This is a genomic window from Kosakonia quasisacchari (assembly GCF_004331415.1).
Classification (GTDB): domain Bacteria; phylum Pseudomonadota; class Gammaproteobacteria; order Enterobacterales; family Enterobacteriaceae; genus Kosakonia; species Kosakonia quasisacchari.
This window is the reverse complement of record NZ_SJOP01000015.1, coordinates 101,973-121,421: the sequence shown is the minus strand read 5'-3', so window position 1 is coordinate 121,421 and position 19,449 is coordinate 101,973. Positions and strand designations below refer to the sequence as shown.

General features: G+C 54.6%; 19 protein-coding genes. 6 read left to right on the top strand and 13 right to left on the bottom strand.

The features are described 5' to 3' along the window. Positions 1-120: 120 nt before the first annotated feature. The 5 genes from E0L21_RS16770 to gpmM all read right to left on the bottom strand — a co-directional run bounded on the left by E0L21_RS16770 (position 121) and on the right by gpmM (position 6,107). Entirely contained in the window at positions 121-1,035 is a 915-nt protein-coding gene (locus E0L21_RS16770) for a hypothetical protein (protein WP_131411451.1), read from the bottom strand. Beyond that, entirely contained in the window at positions 1,028-2,257 is a 1,230-nt protein-coding gene (locus tag E0L21_RS16765; RefSeq protein ID WP_131411449.1) for a glycosyltransferase, read from the bottom strand. The genes E0L21_RS16770 and E0L21_RS16765 overlap by 8 nt, the downstream gene beginning before the upstream one ends. An 85-nt stretch (positions 2,258-2,342) precedes the next feature. Then, entirely contained in the window at positions 2,343-3,281 is a 939-nt protein-coding gene (locus E0L21_RS16760; protein ID WP_131411447.1) for a divergent polysaccharide deacetylase family protein, read from the bottom strand. 3 nt (positions 3,282-3,284) lie between these two features. Continuing rightward, a complete protein-coding gene (gene envC, locus E0L21_RS16755) occupies positions 3,285-4,550 on the bottom strand; it encodes a murein hydrolase activator EnvC (RefSeq protein WP_131411445.1) in 1,266 nt (421 codons plus the stop codon). A gap of 9 nt (positions 4,551-4,559) precedes the next feature. Next, a complete protein-coding gene (gene gpmM, locus E0L21_RS16750; protein WP_131411443.1) occupies positions 4,560-6,107 on the bottom strand; it encodes a 2,3-bisphosphoglycerate-independent phosphoglycerate mutase in 1,548 nt (515 codons plus the stop codon). Between the two features lie 246 nt (positions 6,108-6,353). Here gpmM and E0L21_RS16740 point away from each other — a divergent pair, with 246 nt between their 5' ends. The 5 genes from E0L21_RS16740 (at position 6,354) to cysE (ending at position 9,491) form a co-directional block, all read left to right on the top strand. Continuing rightward, the gene (locus tag E0L21_RS16740; protein ID WP_017458191.1) at positions 6,354-6,785 is read left to right on the top strand and encodes a rhodanese-like domain-containing protein; all 432 of its coding nucleotides are present in this window, start codon (positions 6,354-6,356) and stop codon (positions 6,783-6,785) included. 31 nt (positions 6,786-6,816) lie between these two features. After that, a complete protein-coding gene (gene grxC / locus E0L21_RS16735) occupies positions 6,817-7,068 on the top strand; it encodes a glutaredoxin 3 (protein ID WP_007369517.1) in 252 nt (83 codons plus the stop codon). A 39-nt stretch (positions 7,069-7,107) separates the two neighbouring features. After that, positions 7,108-7,575 (top strand): protein-export chaperone SecB, encoded by a 468-nt coding sequence (gene secB, locus E0L21_RS16730; RefSeq protein WP_017458193.1) that lies wholly within the window; start codon positions 7,108-7,110, stop codon positions 7,573-7,575. Further along, positions 7,575-8,585: an NAD(P)H-dependent glycerol-3-phosphate dehydrogenase gene (gene gpsA / locus E0L21_RS16725; protein WP_045507528.1), complete on the top strand. Its 1,011-nt coding sequence runs from the start codon at positions 7,575-7,577 to the stop codon at positions 8,583-8,585. Before secB ends, gpsA begins: the two co-directional genes overlap by 1 nt. An 84-nt stretch (positions 8,586-8,669) precedes the next feature. After that, positions 8,670-9,491, top strand: coding sequence for a serine O-acetyltransferase (gene cysE / locus E0L21_RS16720; protein WP_131411441.1), 822 nt, complete (start codon positions 8,670-8,672; stop codon positions 9,489-9,491). 245 nt (positions 9,492-9,736) lie between these two features. Here cysE and trmL read toward each other — a convergent pair whose 3' ends face one another. From trmL to E0L21_RS16680, 8 genes are all read right to left on the bottom strand, one after another. Beyond that, a complete protein-coding gene (trmL, locus tag E0L21_RS16715) occupies positions 9,737-10,210 on the bottom strand; it encodes a tRNA (uridine(34)/cytosine(34)/5-carboxymethylaminomethyluridine(34)-2'-O)-methyltransferase TrmL (RefSeq protein WP_131411439.1) in 474 nt (157 codons plus the stop codon). Positions 10,211-10,246: 36 nt separating this feature from the next. After that, entirely contained in the window at positions 10,247-11,434 is a 1,188-nt protein-coding gene (lldD, locus tag E0L21_RS16710) for an FMN-dependent L-lactate dehydrogenase LldD (RefSeq protein ID WP_131411437.1), read from the bottom strand. Then, on the bottom strand, positions 11,431-12,207 hold the full coding sequence (lldR, locus tag E0L21_RS16705; protein ID WP_131411435.1) for a transcriptional regulator LldR: 777 nt from the start codon (positions 12,205-12,207) through the stop codon (positions 11,431-11,433). The genes lldD and lldR overlap by 4 nt, the downstream gene beginning before the upstream one ends. Then, positions 12,204-13,859 carry an L-lactate permease gene (lldP, locus tag E0L21_RS16700; RefSeq protein WP_131411433.1) on the bottom strand — a complete coding sequence of 552 codons (1,656 nt, stop codon included), beginning with the start codon at positions 13,857-13,859 and terminating at the stop codon, positions 12,204-12,206. Before lldP ends, lldR begins: the two co-directional genes overlap by 4 nt. Before the next feature lie 262 nt (positions 13,860-14,121). Further along, on the bottom strand, positions 14,122-14,484 hold the full coding sequence (locus tag E0L21_RS16695) for a YibL family ribosome-associated protein (RefSeq protein ID WP_131411431.1): 363 nt from the start codon (positions 14,482-14,484) through the stop codon (positions 14,122-14,124). Positions 14,485-14,539: 55 nt separating this feature from the next. Further along, entirely contained in the window at positions 14,540-15,127 is a 588-nt protein-coding gene (gene mtlR / locus E0L21_RS16690) for a mannitol operon repressor MtlR (RefSeq protein ID WP_131411455.1), read from the bottom strand. After that, on the bottom strand, positions 15,127-16,275 hold the full coding sequence (gene mtlD, locus E0L21_RS16685) for a mannitol-1-phosphate 5-dehydrogenase (RefSeq protein WP_131411429.1): 1,149 nt from the start codon (positions 16,273-16,275) through the stop codon (positions 15,127-15,129). Before mtlD ends, mtlR begins: the two co-directional genes overlap by 1 nt. A 107-nt stretch (positions 16,276-16,382) precedes the next feature. Next, a complete protein-coding gene (locus E0L21_RS16680; protein ID WP_131411427.1) occupies positions 16,383-18,290 on the bottom strand; it encodes a PTS mannitol transporter subunit IICBA in 1,908 nt (635 codons plus the stop codon). Positions 18,291-18,804: 514 nt separating this feature from the next. Between E0L21_RS16680 and E0L21_RS16675 the strand changes: the two genes are divergently transcribed. After that, positions 18,805-19,413: a glutathione S-transferase gene (locus E0L21_RS16675; protein ID WP_131411425.1), complete on the top strand. Its 609-nt coding sequence runs from the start codon at positions 18,805-18,807 to the stop codon at positions 19,411-19,413. The last annotated feature ends 36 nt before the right edge of the window (positions 19,414-19,449 follow it).

Genomic DNA, 19,449 nt, shown 5'->3' with positions numbered 1-19,449 from the left:
GGGCTCCTGTCGGGGATGAACCCCGACAGGGTATATGCCGATATGGCGAGGGCCTATCGAAACATCATCATGGTGTATTAATGATGTTTCCGGGGATCCCTCAGGGCCGGAGCCCCTATATCATTTCTGCAATTTTTCTTCATCGGTCAGATAGCGAACTTTACGCGTATAGTCCTGACCTTTAAAGAGCAAAGTATTATCTGCCGAATTGAGATATTTTTGCCATTCCGATAGCGGAAAACCACCATGGGCACCAATAACCTCTTTAGGAATCACGGCTTCCTGGCCACCAATTTTTTTGGACACGGGCCAGTTCATCCAGTCGCCCAGGTTAATGGTTTTTAGGTCGAGCAAATCCAGCAGTGCGGCAAGCGGCAACTGATCGGTTGGCGGCTGGCTGTCGTCCATCAGTTCCCAGGTGTCCTGAAATAACGTTAGCCAAAGCGGGCAAATACGCTGCCAGGTTTTTTTCGTTGCGGCTAGAAACGCTCCGTTAACGTGATCCACTAAATAGGGGCGCACAGTCTCTTTATAATAAGCAGGAACATTGTCTGCGGGCGCGCCGTCCAGTTTGGCAATCATTTTGCCCTGACGGAAGCTGGAGTAAATATGCATATCCGTCATGTGAATTTCAGGCATGTTGAGTAAATTTAGATCGGAATCGATCATTAAAATACCTTCCCCTTTAGCCTGTAAAGGGGCATTCAGCTTTATCAGACGGCTCAGATAAATTTGCTTGTAGCGATAGTTCTCTTCACGCTTCGGCAGATTGAGGGTTACTACGCGTGTTTTTGCTGGTAGTTGGCCAAAAGCGGATACCGGCTGGTCGCTGACAATGACAATCTCAGTTATTTCTTTTGCATAACGCTCGGCAAATGTGGCCGATAAAAGCGCTTCATCAATGTAATCCTCGCCTGTACAGGGAATGACGACGGAATCCACCGCAACGCGTTTTTCATCGGAAGAAAGCGTATCGTAAGGAATATTGTGGCGACCGGAAATATGGCGGTATCGGGAATTGAGAAATTTAAACATGACGCTCTCGTTCAGAAGAAGGGTTCTCTAGTACGGCTTCAACGCCAGCCACATAATGTTCAATGGCGTAATGACGGCATACATTTTCGAAGGCTCTGGTAACCAGTTGCGAGCGCAGTGTAGCGCTTGCCCATATTTGCTCCAAATGCGACGAAAGCTGATCGACATCGCTCCATGGAAACAGTAATCCTGTTACCTGATGTTCGATAAGCTCTGCCGTTCCGGTAACTGCAGATCCAATAACGGGAATTTTTAACAGCATGGCTTCCAGAACAACACGTGGTAAACCTTCGCTTTGTGAGGCCAGAATAAAGGCATCGAAAGTGGAAAGGTAGTCAAAAGGCTGGTTTTGGAAGCCCGTAAACACAACCCGATCCGCTATTCCCAGTGATTTTGCCTGGTTAACCAGCGCATTGTGTTCGATCCCTTCGCCAACAATGAGCATCTTCCATTTCGCGTGCAGATGGCGTTGGTTAAACGCGCTTAATGCGCTAAGCGTATGATGGTTGGCTTTGCGGGGGATAAGCGAGCCGATACTACCAAAAATAAACGTTTCATCATCCAACCCCAGTTGCTGACGCATTGCAGGACGATCCGGCATTTTCTGGTGGATATCAATCGCATTATTTACCGTTGTACACAGCGCTGGCTTAACGCCATGTTGCAATAAAACGCGTTCTACGCCATGAGATACGGCAATGATCTTTGTGGCGTAACTGTTCACCAGCGCGACCAGAGGAGCATTCAATACGGGCTCAATACGACAATGTTGAATCAAGCGCACGGGCATCTTTGCCGCAACAAGGTAGCCTTCCTCGTTAGAGCCAGGCTGGTTATTCATATACAGCGTATCGTAGCTGCCTTGTTTCAGTAAGCTCTCGATATAGCGCACGTTCGGATTGATGCGCCACCGCTTGTCAATAAAACGGGTATAAACCTTGCGCGCGTCTCGGGAAAAAAAGAGTACTCCGCGCCCCGTTTCTTTCGCGAGTTTTGCCCACCATGGCTGCTTGCTTTGTGGGATGACAATAAGCGGGATGCCGATGCTTTGTAAAACCTGCTCAATAGTTTGCCCATGGGCGCGACTGTAATTGTTGTAAAAACAGCATGTGATATCGAACTTCTGGCGATCGATACGTTTCAGAAGCTCAAGCATGCTGTTTGTACCACCACCCCACTCTTTACCTGTATCAAGCAGGAGAATCTTATGTCGTTGCGGCATTTCTTAACCTTTTGGCTTTCACAATCGTGATGCTTAAAACGGACATACTACGGGTGACCAATCTCAGTTAACCGGCACTCGAAAATTAGTATTTCTGGCCCCAGCCCCGCCACTGATTCTGCATATAACGCGCCAGCGTACTTTCGCCAACGCTTTCACCGATTACGCTAAAGAAGCGGCTGGCGTAAACCGGCTCAGGTTTGTGCTTCGCTTTACACAGTTTTGCACCGCGGAACGGATTACGCGGTGGTGGGTTGACATGACCTGGCGGTGTGGCGTTGGGTGTAGAAGTATCTGTCTGCGGTTCATTGAGCAGGTCACTTGGGCGCACCAGCGTAATATCGTCAGGCAGGCTGGGGAGCACTTGCTGTAACACGCGAACGGTAGTGGGATGCGGGTGACCAATAGCAATGGCGGAACCATTGCGGCGCGCTAACTGTACGGCGCGGTCAAACTGACGGCGGATATCACCTTCATTTTGCGTATCGTCCAGGAACACTTTGCGCTTAATGACTTTCACTCCGGTGCCGGAGGCTGCGCGCAGCGCCTGGCTATTGCCGATGGTCATGCTATCGAGAAAATAGAGGTTATAGCGCTCCAGCGCTTGCATTACCTTCTGCATGCCAAACAGGCTTGACGTCATGGCGCTGCCCATATGGTTATTCAGCCCGACGGCATACGGCACTTTGTTGACGGCATCGCTGATGATGCGCTCAATCTCTGCGCTACTCATCTCCGGGCGCAGCGTGTCTTTTTCCAGCGGCTGTTTGCTCAGCGGTGCCATTGGAAGATGGATCAACACTTCATGGCCACTGTTGTGTGCTTTGGTCGCCATTTCCCGCGCGTGCGTTGCATTGGGCAACACCGCGACGGAAACCGCCTGCGGCATGGCCAGCACCTGGTTTTCAGTTTGTGGACGGTAGCCGAAATCGTCGATCACGATGGCGAGTTTCCCGGCTAATACCGGAGCAGAAAACGCGAGCGCACTGGCGAGCGTCAAAACAATACGACGAAATTGAAGCAAACCTTATCTTCCCAACCACGGCTGTGGATTGACCGCCTGACCCTGACGGCGAATTTCGAAATAGAGTGAAGGCCGGCCCTGACCGCCACTGCTCCCTACGAGGGCTATCGGCTGTCCGGCGCGAACCTGGGTGCCTACGCTCACCAGTGCGCTCTGGTTGTAACCGTAAAGGCTCATGTCGCCCTTGCCGTGTTCAACCACCACCACCAGACCATAGCCTTGCAGCCAGTCAGCGAGGATCACCCGCCCGTCGGCGATGGCTTTCACTTCACTGCCTTCCGACGCGCCAATAACAATCCCTTTCCAACGTAGTTCACCCTGCAGTTGTTCGCCATAACGATGCAGCAGCGGGCCGCGAACCGGCCAGACGGCCTGGCCTGACGGCGAACCTAAACCACCAGTGCGGGACATCAGCGAGCGTTCGCTCTCGGTAGGTTTATACGTGGTACCTTTGCGGCTGGCTTCATTCTGGCGGTCACGCACGGCTTGCGCTTCGCGGGCTTCGCGTTCGGCTCGGGCTTTAGCTGCCGCTTCCGCACGCGCGAGGCGATCGCGTAAGCGAGATTCGTTGGCGCGCATTTCGCTTAGCTGTTGTTGTCCTTCCTGAATGGAAGATTCCAGACCAGAAAGGGTTTTCTGCCGCTCGCTGCGCGCTTGTTCAAGTTTGGCCTGCTGCGCTTTTTGCTCATACAACAGCGTTTGTTGCTGACTCTGCTTCTCTTCCTGCTCGGATTTTTGCGTGGCAACTTCTTCACGCGTCTGTTTCAACTGAGCGATGGTTTCCTGTCGCGCCTGGTTGAGATAACCGAAGTAGGCCTGCAGACGCTGGCCGCGCTGGCTCTCTTCACCGCTTAAAATCAGTTGGATCCCGGTGTGTGGCCCCTGGCGGAACGCCGCATCAAGCTGCGCCGCAAGGTTGTGTTCCTGCGTGGTGCGCTGACGTTCCAGTTTGGCAATCGAGGCGTTCATCTCGGCGATCTGCTTATTGAGCTGGGCGAGGGTGTTTTGCGTTTCCCGCAGCTGGCGAGTGGCGGCAGAGATAGCTTCTTCCTGTGCCTTTAACTGGGCAAGAAGGCCCGCGCGTTGCTGTTGTTGCTGGCGTACCGCGCGCTCTTTTTCAGCGATATCAGCCTGAATAGATTTGAGCTGATCGCGATCATCCGCGTGGGCGGAAACGGCGCACAGCAATGCGCCAGCGCTGAGTGCGCTGGCGCAAAGAAAGGGCCGGATCCCGACCCATGTAATTGAAAAAATCGCCTTTCCCCTCATGGGGAGCGATTATTCCACGATGAACAGCGGCTTACCAGTCATCTCTTGCGGGATTTCCATGCCCATCAGCGTCAGCATAGTTGGCGCGATGTCGGAAAGTTTGCCACCGGAAACGGCTTTCAGCGCTTTGTCGCCAACATAGATCAGCGGCACCGGCAGGTTGGTATGTGCCGTGTGCGCCTGGCCGGTTGACGGGTCGCGCATTTGCTCTGCGTTACCGTGGTCGGCGGTGATCAGCATCTGGCCGCCGACGGATTCCACCGCTTTGCTCACCTCGGCAACGCAATGATCCAGCGCTTCAACAGCCGCTACAGCAGCGTCAAACATGCCGGTATGACCGACCATATCGCCGTTCGGATAGTTACAAATAATGGTGTCGTACTTCCCGCTGGTGATAGCGCCCACCAGTTTCTCTGTTAACTCTGCGGAGCTCATTTCCGGTTGTAGGTCGTAAGTCGCTACTTTCGGCGAGTTGATCAGAATACGGTCTTCGCCCGGGAACGGCTCTTCTACACCGCCGTTAAAGAAGAACGTGACGTGGGCATATTTTTCCGTTTCGGAAATGCGCAGCTGGGTTTTGTTGTGTTTCGCCATCCACTCACCAAGCGTGTTCGCCAGAGAAGCGGGCGGATAAGCGACGGCGGTTTTGATGTCGGCGGCATATTCGGTCAGCATGACGAAATCGCCCAGTTTAACCACTTTATTACGTACGAAACCGTCGAAGTCTGCGTTAACGAACGCGCGGGTAATTTCGCGTGCGCGGTCGGCGCGGAAGTTCATGAAAATCAGCGCGTCGCCATCTTCCATTGCCGCATCGGGCTGGCCTGCGGCGCGGATAACCGTCGCTTTTACAAACTCGTCATTTTCGTCGCGAGCGTAAGCCGCTTGCAGACCCGCAACGGCGCTATCGAAGGTGTATTCGCCTTTGGCCTCGGTCATCAGGTTGTAAGCTTGTTCAACGCGATCCCAACGGTTGTCGCGATCCATGGCGAAATAGCGACCAACAATGCTCGCAACACGGCCTTTACCCAGCGCGGCGAACTTGTCTTCGAATTTTTTCAGCGAGGATTCCGCGCTGCGCGGCGGCGTGTCGCGACCGTCGAGGAAAGCGTGCAGATAGATTTTTTCCGCGTCGCGTTCCGCAGCCAGTTCCACCATTGCCAGAATGTGGTCTTCATGGCTGTGCACACCGCCTGCGGAGAGCAGACCCATAATGTGCACGGCTTTGCCTGCAGCAACTGCTTTATCTACCGCACCGCCCAGCACCGGGTTGCTAAAGAATGTGCGCTCTTTAATCTCTTTATCCAGACGAGTCAGATCCTGGTAAACGATACGCCCTGCGCCCAGGTTAACGTGGCCGACTTCGGAGTTGCCCATCTGGCGATCCGGCAGGCCGACTTCGAGGCCGGATGCGTCAATCAGCGTATGCGGGCGAGTGGCCCACAATTTGTCCATTACCGGGGTTTTAGCGTTGAAAATAGCGTTATCCTGCTGGTCTTCACGGTAGCCGTAGCCATCCAGAATCACCAGTACCATAGGTTTTTTAGAAACCGACATTGCGACAACCTCATGCTCAGAAGACAAAAAAATTTGCGTAATTTTACTACAGCTGAATCGATAAAATAGCCGCAGAAGATCAAAGAAAGCGGCTGACCAGCCGCTTGTTTGCACCGCGAGTCTTTATTTTTTCTGTAACACTCCGCAGAAAATGCATTCCGTCACGCTCGCTGGCTGTATTTGCCCCACCGCGCAGGTATACTCCTTGCTGGTTTTTAATCACTAAGTCCGGAGTTGTAACCCCAGATGCAAGAAATTATGCAATTTATTGGCCGCAACCCAATCCTGTGTATCGCCTGGATTGCGTTATTCGGTGCTGTGCTGTTTACCACTTTCAAGGGCATTGCGTCTAAAGTGAAAGTGATTTCTCGCGGCGAAGCTACGCGCCTCATCAATAAAGAAGATGCGGTAGTGGTAGATTTGCGTCAGCGTGATGATTTCCGTAAAGGTCACATCGCAGGTGCGGTGAATTTGCTGCCAAACGAGATCAAAGCCAATAATGTAGGTGAGCTTGAAAAACACAAAAGCGCGCCGATTATCGTTGTTGATGGTACCGGCATGCAGGCCCAGACCCCGGCGAACGAGCTGGTGAAAGCCGGTTTCGAGAAGGTCTTTGTACTGAAAGACGGTATCTCTGGCTGGATGGGCGAAAACCTGCCGTTAGTTCGCGGTAAATAATTTACCCACGGGTAAACATCGGAGAAGAGATATGGCCAATATTGAGATCTACACGAAAGCGACTTGCCCGTTTTGCCACCGCGCAAAAGCGTTGTTGAGCAGCAAAGGTGTCGCTTTTGCTGAGCTGCCTATCGATGGCGACATGGTGAAACGTGAAGAGATGATTCAACGTAGTGGCCGTACGACGGTTCCGCAGATTTTTATTGATGCGCAGCACATTGGCGGCTGCGACGATTTATATGCGCTGGACGCGCGTGGCGGGCTGGATCCGCTGTTGCGTTAATGCTTTTAGAGCACTACAACACTAAAGGGTTATTCACTCATGTCTGAACAAAACAACACCGAAATGACTTTCCAGATTCAGCGTATCTACACGAAAGATATCTCTTTCGAAGCGCCGAATGCGCCACACATCTTCCAGAAAGAGTGGCAACCGGAAGTGAAACTGGATCTCGACACTGCCTCCACTCAGCTGGCGGAAGGTGTTTATGAAGTGGTTCTGCGCGTTACCGTGACCGCTTCCCTGGGCGAAGAAACTGGCTTCCTGTGCGAAGTGCAGCAGGGCGGTATCTTCTCTATCGACGGTATCGAAGGAACGCAGATGGCGCACTGCCTGGGTGCATACTGCCCGAACATTCTGTTCCCGTATGCCCGCGAGTGCATTACCAGCCTGGTTTCCCGCGGTACTTTCCCGCAACTGAACCTTGCGCCAGTGAACTTTGATGCGCTGTTCATGAACTACCTGCAACAGCAGACTGGCGAAGGTGCCGAACAACATCAGGATGCCTGATGAACGCACTTAATGCTGCAATGACTGTGATCGGTGCCGGCTCTTACGGCACCGCTCTTGCCATCACACTGGCAAGAAATGGCCACCCGGTTGTGCTGTGGGGCCATGACCCAAAACATATCGCGACCCTGCAACATGACCGTTGCAACGCCGCGTTCCTTCCCGATGTGCCTTTCCCCGATACGCTGCAATTAGAGAGCGATCTTGCCCGCGCGCTTTCCGCCAGCCGTAATATCCTGGTGGTGGTGCCAAGCCACGTCTTTGGCGATGTGCTGGCGCAAATCAAGCCGCTCATGCGCGATGACGCACGTATCGTCTGGGCGACAAAAGGGCTGGAAGCCGAAACCGGGCGTCTGCTCGAAGAAGTGGCGCGCGAGGTGTTAGGCCCGGATATTCCGCTGGCGGTGATTTCCGGCCCGACATTTGCCAAAGAGCTGGCGGCGGGTCTGCCAACGGCGATTTCCCTCGCTTCTGCTGATCCCCAGTTCGCCGAGGATTTACAGCAGCTCCTTCACTGCGGCAAAAGCTTTCGTGTCTACAGCAACCCGGATTTCATCGGCGTGCAGCTGGGCGGCGCGGTGAAAAACGTCATTGCGATTGGCGCGGGCATGTCCGACGGCATTGGCTTTGGTGCCAATGCGCGTACGGCGCTGATCACCCGTGGTTTGAGCGAAATGTCGCGTCTCGGTGCCGCGTTGGGTGCCGATCCTGCCACCTTTATGGGCATGGCGGGTTTAGGCGATTTAGTGCTGACCTGTACCGATAACCAGTCGCGCAACCGCCGTTTTGGCATGATGCTTGGTCAGGGCATGGACGTGCAAAGCGCCCAGGATAAGATTGGCCAGGTGGTCGAAGGTTACCGCAATACCAAAGAAGTACGCGCGCTGGCGCACCGGTTTGGCGTCGAAATGCCAATAACCGAGGAAATTTATCAGGTATTGTATTGCGGAAAAAATGCGCGCGAGGCAGCATTGACCCTATTAGGTCGTGCCCGCAAGGAAGAGCACTAACCCCTTAGTCGCAGGGACTCTTTTTGAACTCACGATAAGGCTGGCGCAGACCAGCCTGTCGTCTTATCACGTCTGGAGTAAGCAATGCCGTGTGAAGAACTGGATCTGGTCTGGAAAAATATTAAAGCCGAAGCCCGGGCACTGGCGGAGTGTGAGCCAATGCTGGCCAGTTTTTACCACGCAACATTACTCAAGCACGAAAACCTGGGCAGCGCGCTGAGCTACATGCTGGCGAACAAACTTGCCTCGCCGATTATGCCAGCGATTGCCATTCGCGAAGTCGTCGAAGAAGCCTACGCTGCCGACCCGGAAATGATCGCCTCCGCTGCCTGTGATATCCAGGCCGTGCGTACGCGCGACCCGGCGGTGGATAAATACTCCACGCCGCTGCTCTATCTGAAAGGTTTCCACGCGCTACAGGCCTATCGCATAGGGCACTGGTTGTGGACGCAGGGGCGCGAGGCGCTGGCGATTTTCCTGCAAAACCAGGTGTCGGTCAGTTTCCAGGTGGACATTCACCCGGCGGCGCGAATTGGTCGCGGCATTATGCTCGACCACGCAACCGGCATCGTGGTGGGCGAAACGGCAGTCATTGAAGATGACGTGTCGATTCTGCAATCGGTCACGCTCGGCGGGACCGGCAAAACCAGCGGCGATCGCCACCCGAAAATTCGCGAAGGCGTGATGATTGGCGCGGGTGCCAAAATTCTCGGCAATATCGAAGTGGGTCGCGGTGCGAAGATTGGCGCGGGTTCCGTGGTATTGCAACCGGTGCCGCCGCATACCACGGCAGCAGGTGTTCCGGCACGAATTGTCGGTAAGCCGGAAAGCGATAAACCGTCAATGGATATGGATCAGCATTTCAACGGGGTAAACCAAGGGTTCGAGTACGGCGACGGCATTTAATTGTCTGACTAATTTACTCGTCAGCCTGAACCAGGGCAGCGCGCAAGACGCGACACCGTGTTGAACACCCGCTGGAGGCGCGAAGCGAATAATCCTCATGGCTTTCGTATTCGCTCCGGTTTTTCCGCGCTCTCCGTCTTTAATCTGCCTTCACCAATAAGCCAGCAAAATAAGTGCGTGAGCAATGACAGACATCGCTATTCGCAGGGCGGATTAACGTGTTGCCGTCACCTGACAATCCATCTTCAGCTACGCAGCACGGCGCCTGAGTAACCTAACTGGCGCCAGGCTTCATACACTACCACCGACACCGCATTCGAAAGGTTCATGCTGCGGCTGTCCGGCATCATCGGTATGCGGATTTTTTGCTCCGGCGGCAATGCGTCAAGGATAGTCGCTGGCAGGCCGCGTGTTTCCGGGCCAAACATCAAATAATCCCCATCCTGGTAGCTCACCGCACTGTGTGCTGGCGTGCCTTTGGTGGTGAGGGCAAATAAGCGTTGCGGCTGTTCGGCTTCGACAAACGCGGCGTAATCATGATGGCGTTTTACGGCGGCGAACTCATGGTAATCCAGCCCTGCGCGGCGCAGGCGCTTGTCGTCCCAGGTGAACCCCATCGGTTCAATGATATGCAGACGAAAACCAGTATTGGCGCATAAGCGGATGATATTCCCGGTATTTGGCGGGATTTCAGGTTCGAATAACACGATGTTTAACATACTGCCCCCTTAATAGCGGGGGCAGGATAGCACTCTCTAAGCGGCGTCGCCATGCGACAACGGTGCCAGCGCGGCAGGTAACTGGTTCAGTTCCTGGACCAGCGAGTCTTTGCTGATGTCGCGAATCGATTTCGCGCTGGTCAGCGTCATCGCCACGCGCATCTCTTTCTCAATCAGATCGAGCAAATTCGCGACGCCTTTGCGGCCATGCGTCGCCAGCGCGTACAGGTAAGCGCGGCCCAGCAGGACAGAATCCGCGCCGAGTGCCAGCATCCGCACCACATCCAGCCCGTTACGGATGCCGCTGTCGGCGAGGATCGTGATATCGCCTTTCACTGCATCGGCAATTGCCGGAAGCGCGCGGGCGGAAGAGAGCACGCCGTCGAGCTGGCGGCCGCCGTGGTTAGAAACCACAATGCCGTCTGCGCCAAAGCGCACCGCGTCGCGGGCATCTTCCGGGTCGAGGATCCCTTTGATCACCATCGGGCCATCCCAGAATTCGCGGATCCACTCCAGGTCTTTCCATGAAATTGACGGATCGAAGTTCTTCGCCAGCCAGCCAATGTAGTCCTCCAGCCCGGTCGGTTTACCGAGATAAGCGGAGATATTCCCCAGGTCATGCGGCCGCCCGTTGACGCCGACATCCCACGCCCACTGCGGATGCAGCACCGATTGCAGGTAACGGCGCAGCGCCGCATTCGGGCCGCTCATGCCGGAATGGGCATCGCGGTAGCGCGCGCCTGGGGTAGGCATATCCACGGTGAATACCAGCGTTGAGCAACCGGCGGCTTTCGCCCGTTCCAGCGCGTTACGCATAAAGCCGCGATCGCGCAGCACATATAACTGGAACCACATCGGGCGCTTAATCGTCGGCGCGACCTCTTCAATCGGGCAGACGGAAACTGTCGAGAGCGTAAAAGGAATGCCTTTCGCATCTGCCGCGCCCGCCGCCTGTACTTCACCGCGCCGGGCGTACATGCCGCACAGCCCAACTGGGGCAAGCGCCACCGGCATCGATAACTTTTCATTAAACAACGTGGTTTCGAGGCTGAGTTCAGACATGTCTTTTAGCACTCGCTGGCGCAGCGCCACCTGGGACAGGTCTTCAACGTTGCGGCGCAGAGTGTATTCGGCATACGCGCCGCCATCGATATAGTGAAACAAGAACGGCGGCAAAATGCGTTTAGCCGCCGCGCGATAGTCGCTGGCTGCGGAAATAATCATGCTTTTTTCTCCCTGGAGTGAATGTGCTGCTCGTCGGGCAGGCGGGTGATGCGTGCCTGGCGGGCCTGATCTTCATCGAATTTACGAATAGTGGTATGCACGAAACCGAGGTGCGCCATCATCGCCTGACGCGCGCCATCGGCGTCGCCGGCAAGAATGGCGTTCATCACCGCCTGGTGCTGCTCGGTCAGTTGTGAAAAAACGGGCGGAACGAGGTACATGCGCTGGCGGCTCTGTTTTACCGAGGATTGCAGCAGGTCGAAGAACCCGCGCATGGTTTGCAATAACACCACGTTATGCGAGGCCTCGGCGATGGCGAGATGGAAACGCACATCCGCCTGCGAAGCGAGATCCGGGTCATCGGATTGCGTGGCTTCAAAGCACAGCACAATTTTCTCTTTATCGGCCTCGGTAGCGCGCATCGCCGCGTGCCAGGCGGTGCTGGCTTCGATGGCGTGGCGCGCTTCGAGAATATCGAAACTGTAATCCGGGTCATCATGCAGCAGCGTTTTCAGCGGCTGGACGATGTTTTGCTCCGACCAGTCATCATGCTGCCAGCGCACAAATGTGCCGCCGCCACGGCGGCTGAGGAGCACGCCTTCGCTGACCAGTTTCGATAACGCTTCACGCAATGAGTTGCGCGACACACCAAGCTGTACGGCAAGCTGGCGTTCTGCGGGCAGTTTCATGCCCGCTTCCAGCTGTTGTTCGGCAATCAGCGCCCGCACACGGTCGGCGACATCGTCTGTCAGGCGTCTGGGTAACACTTTCATGGGATCATCCAGGTAAGAACATACGCCTGAAGTGTCGTAATCACCCCCACCATGCAGGTGAAAATCAGGCTGTGTTTAACAGTAAAACGGAACAGGTCAGACTCTTTACCTACCAGCCCCACCGCCGCACAGGCAATGGCGATCGACTGGGGCGAAATCATCTTGCCGGTAACGCCGCCAGTGGTATTCGCTGCGACCATCAGTACATCCGACACACCAATTTGCTGCGCAGCGGTGGCTTGCAGTGCGGCGAACAGCGCGTTCGATGAAGTATCTGAACCGGTCAGAAAGACGCCCAGCCAGCCGAGAAACGGCGAGAAGAATGGGAAGGCGCTGCCGGTGTGCGCCAGTGCCAGTGCCAGCGTTGAGGACAGCCCGGAATAGTTAGAGATAAAGGCGAACGCCAGCACCATACCAATCGAGTAAATCGGCAGCGCCAGGTCACGCAGCGTGCTGGTAAACGTCGTGACGGCATCCTTCGGCTTCATGCGCAGCCAGACAATCGACAAAATGGCGGCAAACAGAATGGCGGTGCCGGTGGCGGAGAACCAGTCAAATTTATACACCGCAGCGTAAGGCGTAGCGGCGTTGACCACCGGCGGCATACGCGCGACCAGCTTGTCGAGATGCGGTACAGAAACAGTGAATACCCAGTCATACAGCGCACCGCCAGGGGCAAACAGCGCCTTAAATGGCGGCACACTCCACAGCGTCACGGTGGCGGTCAAAAACAGGAACGGCGACCAGGCGCGCAGGATCTGCCCGCCGCTGTATTGGGTACGTTTTAAATCGAGATCCACCTGCGATGCGCCCATATCGCCAAAGCGGAAGATGCGCACCGGACGCCAGCGCTTGAGGAACAACGTCAGGCAGACCAGCGAAACCAGCGACGAGATGATGTCCGGCAGCTCCGGGCCGATAAAGTTGGAGCTTAGATACTGCGCGATAGCAAACGAGCCGCCCGCAACCATTACCGCCGGCCAGGTCTCTTTTATGCCGCGCCAGCCATCCATAATCGCCATGATCCAGAACAGCACAATAATGGTCAGGAACGGTAACTGGCGGCCAACCATCTGGCCGATTTCAAAGCTGTCCAGCCCGGTAACTTGCCCGGCGACCAGAATCGGAATGCCCATTGCGCCAAAGGCGACTGGCGCGGTGTTGACGATCAGGCACAGGCCCGCGGCATACAGCGGATTAAAACCTAAACCCACCAGTAACGCGGCGGTAATGGCGACCGGCGCGCCAAATCCGGCGGCCCCTTCCAGAAACGCGCCGAAAGAGAAGCCGACAATCAGCATTTGCAGACGCTGGTCTGGCGTAATCGACAGAATCGAAGATCGAATAATGTCGAACTGCCCGGTTTTGACCGAGATTTTATAGACAAAAACGGCGGCGATAATGATCCACGCAATCGGCCACAATCCGTAGAAGAAGCCATAAACCACCGAGGCCAGCGCGTGATCGAGCGGCATACGGTAAAACAGCAGCGCCACGCCAAGGGCGATGGCGACAGTCCAACTGGCGGCGACATAGCCTTTCAGTTTGAGCTTTATCAGCGCAAAAAAGAAAAACAGGATCGGTAGCGATGCAATTAAGCTGGAAAGCCAAAGGTTGCCAGCCGGGTCGTAATTCTGTTGCCAGAGATTCATGCAGGTCTCCTGAGAACCACAACAAAACCGGCGAGCGGCAAGTCTGCGCTTAGCTCTGCGTCACATGTTTTGTAAAAGTGGTCCTGCCAGTTGGGTTGTGTAGGGGTTGTGATAACGAATGGTTATCCAAATGTTGCCAACTGGCAATGCATCTGTGACGGGATTTGATGGATTTGTGAACCAGGGAGAGGAACGATGGAAATTGGTAGGGCCAATTGTGCAGCCCTGGCGCTATTCAGCGGCCAGAGCTATTAAGAAAGGATCAGAACTCGATGTTAGCGAAGCCGGTCATCGCATCGAGACCCATTTCGCGGCCCAGCGCGGTCATCGGGTGTACAACCACCAGACCACGGATGCTTTTTTTCAGTTTGCCGAGGTCGGCCTGCTCTTTCTTGGTGATCGCACGGCGAAATGGCATTTTCATCAGCTTCTGCGCTTCTTTGCTCAGCTTCTGAGTGTACAGCTCGCGCAGCCGGGCGATTTCGGTTTCCAGCGTGGCTTTCTCTTTTTCCAGCTCAGCGTATTTTTCTGCTGCGTCAACTAAGGAGAGATCCGCTTGCTGGTGGCGAATAGCGTCGAGGCGGTCGCTCAGGCGCTTAATTTCGTTCTTTTCGACTTCTTTCATGAGGCTCAGTTCGTTGGGGAGTAAAACGATAAGGATACAGTATTTATGGCGAAGGTTATTTCTGGAATGCTTTTTTTAAGCTGATACGGGAAATAAGCTCGGTCAAAGAGAGCACCATGGTTGAACGCACCACTTGCTGGTAGCGCTGTTTTTGCATGGCCAAAAGCCTTGCGTCACTGGTATCAAACACCGGCGTGGGCGGCAGGGCAGCAACGCAGTGCAGTTCACCAAATGGCCCGAGGATCTCATCATCGGTAAACGCGTACTCGGTGCCATCGTGATTGAGCTCTTCACGCAGCGCCATCAACAGCTCGGCATCTTCATATTCCGGGCGGGAAATGACCCCAAGACCGTAAATCAGCTTTAAACGCACGGACAAATTGCCCAGCGGTCCATCACCGTCAAGCAGCGGCTCTACAGCGTATTTCACCGCGTAGTCATCTTTGCGAAATACCTGCAATACCAGAATATTGACAGCTTCGTTGAGCAACTCAACGGCGGCGATCAAAAAGCTTCGCACGGTTTTGCCAGCATTCAGACGCTCGAGAACACGGTTTTCGAAAGCCTGCGTTTTTTCCATTATTGCCTGCATATCTGACAATTTCGTTAACTGGCGCGGGGTTTCCCGCGCCATCGTCGGCATCATGCCCTGGCGTTATAGACGCTGACGGCTTCGTTAACGACCGGGCTGTTAGCATCCAGGCCGGAAACCTGCGCCAGAGCGGCTTGCGGGCCTTTCTCTTCGATAAGCTGAGCCAGCTCCTGCGCCTGCGGATCCTGCTCGCTGCGGTAATGCATGGCAGCGGCAATTCCTTTCACCAGGTTAGCGTGCGGCAGGTTGTACTCCAGCGTGCCGAGCAATGGTTTGATCAGGCGATCGCCCGCGCTCAGTTTACGCAGCGGTTGACGACCTACGCGCTCAACATCGTCTTTCAGATAGGGGTTTTCAAAACGACCCAGGATTTTCTGAATGTACGCGGCATGCTTGTCGGCATCGAAGCCATAACGTTTGATCAGCACCGCGCCGCTCTCTTCCATTGCGCCTTTCACAACCGCACGGATGTTGGCATCCAGAATTGCGTCGCGAATGGTTTGATGGCCGGTCTGTTTTCCAAGGTACGCGGTTATAGCATGCCCGGTATTCAGCGTGAAGAGCTTACGTTCAACAAATGCCATCAGGTTATCAGTTAATTCCATGCCCGGAATGGTTGGCAGCGCGCCTTTGAACTGGGTTTTATCAACAATCCACTCGCTGAAGGTTTCCACCGTGACTTCCAGCGGATCGTTAGTCGCGGATTCAGCCGGCGGAACAATACGGTCAACGGCGGAATCCACGAAGCCAACATGTTTTTCAACCCAAGCCTTGTCGGCGTCCGCCAGTGCGTTAATGACATGCCCTTTCAACTGCGTGGTACCGCGCACCATGTTTTCACACGCGATAATATTCAGCGGCGTGTTAATACCCTGCGCTTTACGTTTTGCCAGACCTTTGGCGATAGCCGGCGCGATGCGTTCCAGCACCACCGGGCCGACCGCCGTGGTCACCAGATCAACGTGTGCAATCAGGTCGACAACTTCATCACCAATGCTGCTCACGGCGTTAACGCCGGAGACGGTATCGACCTGCGCTTTTTCACCAACCACATGCACCTGATAGCTATGACGGGCATTAAGGGCGTCGAGCACCACCTGATTCACATCGGCGAACGTCAGTTCAATCCCCGCGTCGGCGAGCAATTTGCCGATAAAGCCACGTCCGATATTACCTGCGCCAAAATGTAATGCTTTCATAGACTTAACCTTCATCAATGTTTTTACCCGAGAGGGCTGGGGTGAGGAACCGCAAATATTTCCCCTCACCCTAGCCCTCTCCCCGTGGGGAGAGGGAGGAAAACCGATTACTTGCCGAGCAGTGCCAGCACTTCTTCAACGCTGGTCGTATGCGCCAGACGCTGAATCACCGTCTCATCGTCCAATGCATTGGTGAGGCTGGTGATCACCTGAATGTGCTCGTTGTTACGCGCCGCGATGCCGATCACCAGGCGGGCGATGTCGTCGTCTTCTTCACCGAAGCGAACACCGTTCGGATACTGACAGAACACCACGCCGGTTTTCAACACGCGATCTTTCGCTTCCACCGTGCCGTGCGGTACTGCGATGGACTCACCCAGATAGGTCGGGGTCAGTTTTTCGCGTTCAAGCATGGCCTCCACGTATTCCGGCTGAACGTAGCCGCCTTTGACCAGTTGCTCACCGGCAAAACGGATGGCTTCTTCTTTGTTGCTCGCTGTGCGACCCAGGAAGATATTCTCCGCACCCAACTTGAACAGGTTGGTGTTCGGGGCATCAAAGCTGTCCTGCAAGCTGCTGGTGACTTTGGCTTCGTTGTCAGTGTGGCGCTGTGCAGCAACCAGACGTTCGGTCAGATTGGTGTACAGGCCGCTGTCGAGGAAGTTGGTCAGCGAAATATGCTGCGCCTGCGGTGCCTGGCGCATAGCGCGCTCGGTCAGATCGCGGTGCGTAATCACCAGGTCAACGTCAGACGGCAGGCTGTTGATCGCGCTGTTGGTCACAGAGATGTTGCTCAGACCTGCATCCTGCACTTTCTTACGCAGCACGCCTGCGCCCATGGCGCTGGAACCCATACCGGCGTCACATGCGACGATGATTTTACGCACATGACTCAGGTCGTTGGTCACATCGCCCGCCGCCAGCGGGGTTGCGCCTTTAGACTCGGCTTTCATTTCGTGAATGCGACGGGTCGCTTCTTGCAGGTCTTCGTCGTCTTTCACTTTGCTGGTTTTCAGCAGGATGGAAGAGATCACGAAAGAAACCACCAGCGCAGCGAAAATAGCCGCCAGGTTGGCGAAGTACGCGCCTTTTGGCGTCATTGCCAGCACCGCCAGGATGGAACCTGGAGAAGCCGGAGAGACCAGGCCGCCGTTCAGCACGCTCAGGGTGAACACGCCAGTCATACCGCCGAGGATAACGGCAAGCAGCAGACGCGGGTTCATCAGCACATACGGGAAGTAAATTTCGTGGATACCACCCAGGAAGTGGATGATAGCCGCGCCGCCAGCAGATTGTTTAGCGCTGCCGCGACCAAAGAACATATACGCCAGCAGAACGCCCATACCCGGGCCCGGGTTCGCTTCAATCAGGAAGAAGATGGACTTGCCGAGGTCATGCGATTGCTGGATACCCAGCGGTGAGAAGATACCGTGGTTGATCGCGTTATTGAGGAACAGGATTTTCGCCGGTTCAACAAAAATAGACGCCAGCGGCAGCATTTCGTGCGCAACCATGAAGTTAACGCCCGCTGCCAGAACTTTGGACAGCACTTCAACCGCAGGACCAATGCCGAGGAACGCCAGGATGGCGAGGATCATACCGATGATGCCAGCGGAGAAGTTGTTCACCAGCATTTCGAAACCGGATTTGATCTTACCGTCGACCCAGTTATCAAAGTGTTTAATCGCCCAGCCGCCAAGCGGACCCGCGATCATTGCACCGAGGAACATCGGCATATCCGCACCGACGATAACCCCCATTGTGGTAATCGCGCCGACTACGCCGCCACGATCGCCGCCTACCAGACGACCACCGGTGTAACCGATGAGCAGAGGCAGCAGATAAGTAATCATTGGGCCAACGAGTTTCGCCAGCGTCTCGTTAGGCAACCACCCTGTAGGAATAAACAATGCGGTGATGATCCCCCACGCGATGAACGCGCCGATATTCGGCATCACCATATTGCTGAGAAAACGACCAAAGCTTTGCACTTTGATCTTGATATCGGATGACATAAAACACCCCTTCTTATGTTTGCTATCGCACAGGCCGGAAGCCCGAGGTTTGTTGTTAACGTGGCGGCAGAGGTAGCCGGACCTGGGTTATCTGTGAGGCGAAATCTCGCACCGAATCGCGTAGCTGTCCAGATGACGCACATTAGTGTGATTTAGATCACACTAATGTAGGGGGTATGCCACCTATTAGTGTGATATTTATCACAAAAAATCAGTGTAAAAAAAGAACAAAGCGCAAAAACCACACGTTATGAGCCTGTAAGTGTGATGTTATTCACATTTTTAACTCGATGATTTGTTATGTATTTGTGATATGGATCACAAGATATTTTCGTCAGGACTTTTCCGAGTGTGATCGCCAGCAACCTGTGTTTTTGGCGAGCCGCATAACCTGTAACTTCCTTTCACTGCCGGAAGTGATACTCACTGTAGCGGCAGAAGTTTTCATCTTGATGAAACAATCTGCGCCCGCTCGTTCATACTTAGGTTTTTGTTGGCGAAAACGGAGAAGGCAATGAAACTGATCGGCAGCTATACCAGCCCTTTTGTACGCAAAATTTCGGTGATCCTGCTGGAAAAGGGCATTACCTTTGAGTTTATCAATGAACAGCCCTATAACGCTGTTAATAGCGTGGCGCAGTATAACCCGCTTGGCAAAGTTCCGGCGCTGATAACCGATGACGGTGAAGTGTGGTACGACTCGCCGATCATTGCGGAATACATTGATTTGCTGAATATCGCCCCGGCTATGTTACCTACTGATCCCAAAGCGGCGTTAAAAGTTCGCCAACTGGAAGCGCTGGCCGACGGCATTATGGATGCCGCACTGGTCTCGGTTCGCGAGCTGGCGCGCCCGGTCGAACAACAATCGGAAACGGAGCTGTTACGCCAGCGGGAAAAAGTTTCGCGCGGGCTGGACGCGCTGGAAAACTATCTTAAAGATGGCTCGCTGAGTGTGGATACCTTGAACCTGGCGACGGTGGCAATCGCCTGCGCCATTGGTTACCTCAACTTCCGCCATGTTTCGCCCGGCTGGTGTGTTGATCGCCCCTTATTGGTAAAGCTGGTGGAAAACCTGTTTCAGCGCGAGAGTTTCGCCCGTACCGAACCACCGAAGGCTTGATAAGCATGATGTCCGCCTGAGCAAGTCACTGTACAA